Source organism: Collimonas sp., from assembly GCF_035566555.1.
Taxonomy (GTDB): domain Bacteria; phylum Pseudomonadota; class Gammaproteobacteria; order Burkholderiales; family Burkholderiaceae_D; genus Collimonas.
Map to the genome: position 1 here is coordinate 1 of NZ_DATMRB010000053.1, position 3,853 is coordinate 3,853.

Annotated in this window: 3 protein-coding genes; 2 read left to right on the forward strand and 1 reads right to left on the reverse strand. The window is 60.7% G+C overall.

Features of this window, described 5'->3' with window-relative positions; genetic code table 11:
• Nucleotides 1–316 (forward strand): aldo/keto reductase (locus tag VNZ65_RS08190; protein ID WP_325667855.1); only part of this gene is annotated, 316 nt, incomplete at its 5' end.
• A 24-nt stretch (nt 317–340) separates the two neighbouring features.
• On the opposite strand, the gene VNZ65_RS08195 is transcribed toward VNZ65_RS08190, so the two are convergent.
• Nucleotides 341–1,783 (reverse strand): aldehyde dehydrogenase family protein, encoded by a 1,443-nt coding sequence (locus tag VNZ65_RS08195; RefSeq protein WP_325667857.1) that lies wholly within the window; start codon nt 1,781–1,783, stop codon nt 341–343.
• A gap of 557 nt (nt 1,784–2,340) precedes the next feature.
• Here VNZ65_RS08195 and VNZ65_RS08200 point away from each other — a divergent pair.
• The coding region (locus tag VNZ65_RS08200) for a type VI secretion system Vgr family protein (protein ID WP_325667859.1) at nt 2,341–3,853 on the forward strand (1,513 nt) is incomplete at its 3' end.

Below are 3,853 nucleotides of genomic sequence, written 5' to 3' on the forward strand. Positions count from 1 at the left end.
CTTCGACCTGCTGCCGTTCGACAAGGAACACGGCTTCGCGGTGGTCGAGCACATGCGCGCCATCGCCCGCCGCCATAACGCCAGCGTGGCGCAGGTGGCGCTGGCCTGGCTGCTGGCCAAGGATGCCGTCAGCAGCATCCTCATCGGCGCCTCGAAACTGCCACAGCTGGAAGACAACCTGGGCGCCGCCAGCATCAAGCTGAGCGCCGAAGAAGTGGCGGAACTGGACGCTGCGACGCCGCTGGCGCCGGTCTATCCGAACTGGTTCATCGACAACCTGGCCGACCCGACCGCGGTGGAAGCCACCGCCCGCTAGGCAAAGCGCGGTCTGGGCTACGGCTCAGACCGTCTTGATGAACAGGGAAATCAGCTTGCGCGTGGTAGCGGTGTAGGGCGGGTAAAACATCTTGGCCAGCATGATGCGGCCGCGCACCACCGCACGCTCGTGAGAAAACGCCAGGAAGCCGTGGTGGCCGTGGCCGCTGCCGATGCCGGAATTGTTGACGCCGCCGAAGGGCAGGTTCCCGTGCAGGAACTGCACCACGCAATGGTTGATGCAGGCGCCGCCGGAAGTCGTCTGCTGCATCACCTTGTCGATATTGGCCTGCTTGCGGCTCCACATGTACAGCGCCAGCGGCTTGGGATCGGCATTGATGCGCGCGATCACCGTATCGAGGTCAGTGAAGCCGATGATCGGCAGCAGCGGCCCGAAAATTTCTTCGCTCATGATCTTGGCGTCGTCCGGAATGCCCTCGATCAGGGTCGGCGCGATATAGCGCTGGCCGGCGTCGACCTGGCCGCCGGTCACCACTCGCGCGCCGCGCGCCTTGGCGTCGTCCAGCAAGGTCTTGACGCGCTCGGCATGGCGCTCGTTGACGATGCGCGCCAGGAACGGGCTGGCGGCTTGCTGCGCATCCTTGCCGTAGGCATTTTCCAGGGTGGCGATGCAATGCTGCAGGAAGGCGTCCTTGACGCTGGCATGCACATACACGTGATCGGGCGCGATGCAGGTCTGGCCGTTGTTGGTGAATTTGGCCCACAGGATATTCTGCGCCGCCATCGCCAGGTCGGCCGTCTCGTCGACGATGGTGGGCGACTTGCCGCCGAGCTCCAGCGTGACGCTGGCCAGATGCTTGGCAGCCGCCGCCATGACGATCTTGCCGACCGCCGGCGAACCGGTAAAGAAGATATGGTCGAAGGGCAGCTCCAGCAGCGCCTGCGCCACCGGCGCCGGACCCTCGAACAGCGCCACCTCGTCCTCCACGAACACTTCACGCAAGATCTTGCCGATCACGGCGGAGGCATGCGGCGTCATTTCCGAAGGCTTGACGATCACGGCAGTGCCGGCCGCCAGCGCCGACACCAGCGGGCCCAGGCTGAGGTTGACCGGATAGTTCCAGGGCGCCACGATCAGCACCCGGCCCTTGGGTTCATATTGCATATAGCCCTGGGTGCCGACCGACAGCCGCGACGGCCACACCTTCTTCGGCTTCATCCAGCTGCCCAGCTTGCGGATGGCGTCGTTGGCTTCGGCGATCACCGGCAGGATTTCCGTCAGCTCGACCTCGGCGGCAGGCTTGCCGAAATCGGCAAAGCCAGCGGCGATGATCGCCTCGCGATTGGCCAGCACCGCCGCTTTCAGCTTGCGGATCTTGGCGATGCGTTCGGCCTTGCCGGATTGCCGCAGGCGCAGCGCGGTGGCGCGCTGGCGCTCGAAGACGCGCAGGATTTCGCCCTTGATACGGTCCAGTTCGGTGCCGGCTTCATTCACGAAGGTATTCATTGTCTGCCTTTGATGGTTATTTTTATATGTATTAGGGAGAGTTCCGCTTGAGCGGCCGCCCCGCATGTCCCGCCTATAGCCCTTGCCGCCCCATCATATGCAACAAATGTCCCATTGTAAAAATGAATCTCTAGAGGATTCATAGACACATTTATCCAGAATTCCGGCCTTGCTTCCGGCAAGAAGGAACAGCTTGCGCCGCCGCTGAAGTACGGCGGCGAGGGCAAAATCCGCACCGCAAAAGCCATCGAAAAACAGATCGGAACGCTCACCCAAAACCCCAATGGCTGACAAACATGCCGCCATTCCTGAGCCGCGGCTTCCACATCCGGCATCGATCAGCGGCCGACATCAGACGCAGCAGGCAGGCACGGCGTCTCCAAAGCCCAACAACATTGTCAATTCTCGTAAAATTCGCCAATTATAGATATTTCTTTTTGGCAATTAAAGCCGCCAGCGAGTATGATTGAATGTGATTTTTATCAATTAGCATCTCGACACAAAATATTGTTAGAATAATATTTTGTTGTTAGCAGTTCAATTCCCGGGGTCCCCGCATGAGTAACTTGCTGCAATCCCTGTCCGCCTTGATCCAGGGCCGACAGAACAACCGTATTCTCCGCCTCTCCTTCCCGCACGACGACGGTCCGCATGCCCAGCTGCTGGTCAACAAGCTCAACGCCGTCGAAAGCCTGTCGCGCGATTTTGACTACACCGTGGAGTTATTGTCGGATGACGCCGAGCTGGCCCTGAAGGATCTGCAAGGCAAGCTGTTCTGCGTGGAGCTGGTGAGAGCCGACGGCAGCCTGCGTTACTTCACCGGCTACTGCTTCGAATTCCGCCTGCTCCGCACCGACGGCAACATCGTCTTCTATCAAGCCAAGCTGGGGCCCTGGACCCAATACCTGCGCCTGCGCAAAGATAACTACATCTTCCACGGCAAGACCCTGCGCGAACAGATCGACAGCATCTGCGCCGATTACGGCACCTTGCCGGACTGGGATTATCGTGTCAGCGGTACCGACCCGGTCATGACGGACGCCATCCAGTTCGACGAGAGCGACCATAACTACGTCCACCGTCGCCTGGAAGCGGCCGGACTGCTGTACTACTACGAGCACAACGACAAGGGCCATAAACTCATCATCACCGATGACTCTACCCAGGCCGCGGCCATCGACGGCGGCGCAGAGATCCGTTTCCAGCGCCATGGCGGCGCGTTTGAAGAAGACGGCATTGGCGAGTTCTCCCCGGTGCGCCAGATCGTCCCCGGTTCTGTCTCACTCTCCGGCTTCAATTTCAAGAGCCCGGTGCCGATCAATGCCGGCGTGCCGACCCTGAACAAGCAGGGCAATGTGCTGGATGTTGAATCCTATGAATATGCGGGCGCTTATGGCGTCAAAGGTGCCCAGGATGCCGATACGTTGTCGCGCCGGCGTATGGAAGAGATTGAAGCGGCAGGTAAACACTTTGAAGCCGCAGGCAACAACCGCTATGTGCTGCCTGGACGCTGGTACCGCCTGACCGGCCATTTCTCATCCAGCCCGTTCGCCAGCCATGAAGACGCCGGCAAGAATGAGTTCCTGATCATCTCGGTCCACCACATCGCCAGCAACAATTATCTGCAGCAGGCAGATCAAAAGGCCGAGTACCGCAACGAGCTGACCTGCCTGCGCAAGACCATCCCCTGGCGTCCGGGCCGCAATTTCAATAGCGTCAACACCAAGATCCAAGCTCCGCAGACCGTCACGGTAGTCGGTCCTTCCGGCCAGGGCAGCGTCCATACCGACGAATACGGCCGCATCCGCGTCCAGTTCCACTGGGACCGCATCGGCAACAACGATGAGCGCAGCTCGGCCTGGGTACGTGTCGCCAGCTCCTGGGCCGGCGGCGAACTGGGCGCCAAATCCATTCCTCGGGTGGGTTCGGAATGCCTAGTCCAATGGCTCGATGGCAATCCCGACCGTCCCATCGTCACCGGCAGCGTCTACAACCAGCGCAACATGCCACCGTGGAAGCTGGCGACCCAGCAGTCACTGATGGGCTTCAGAAGCCGGGAACTGACGCCCA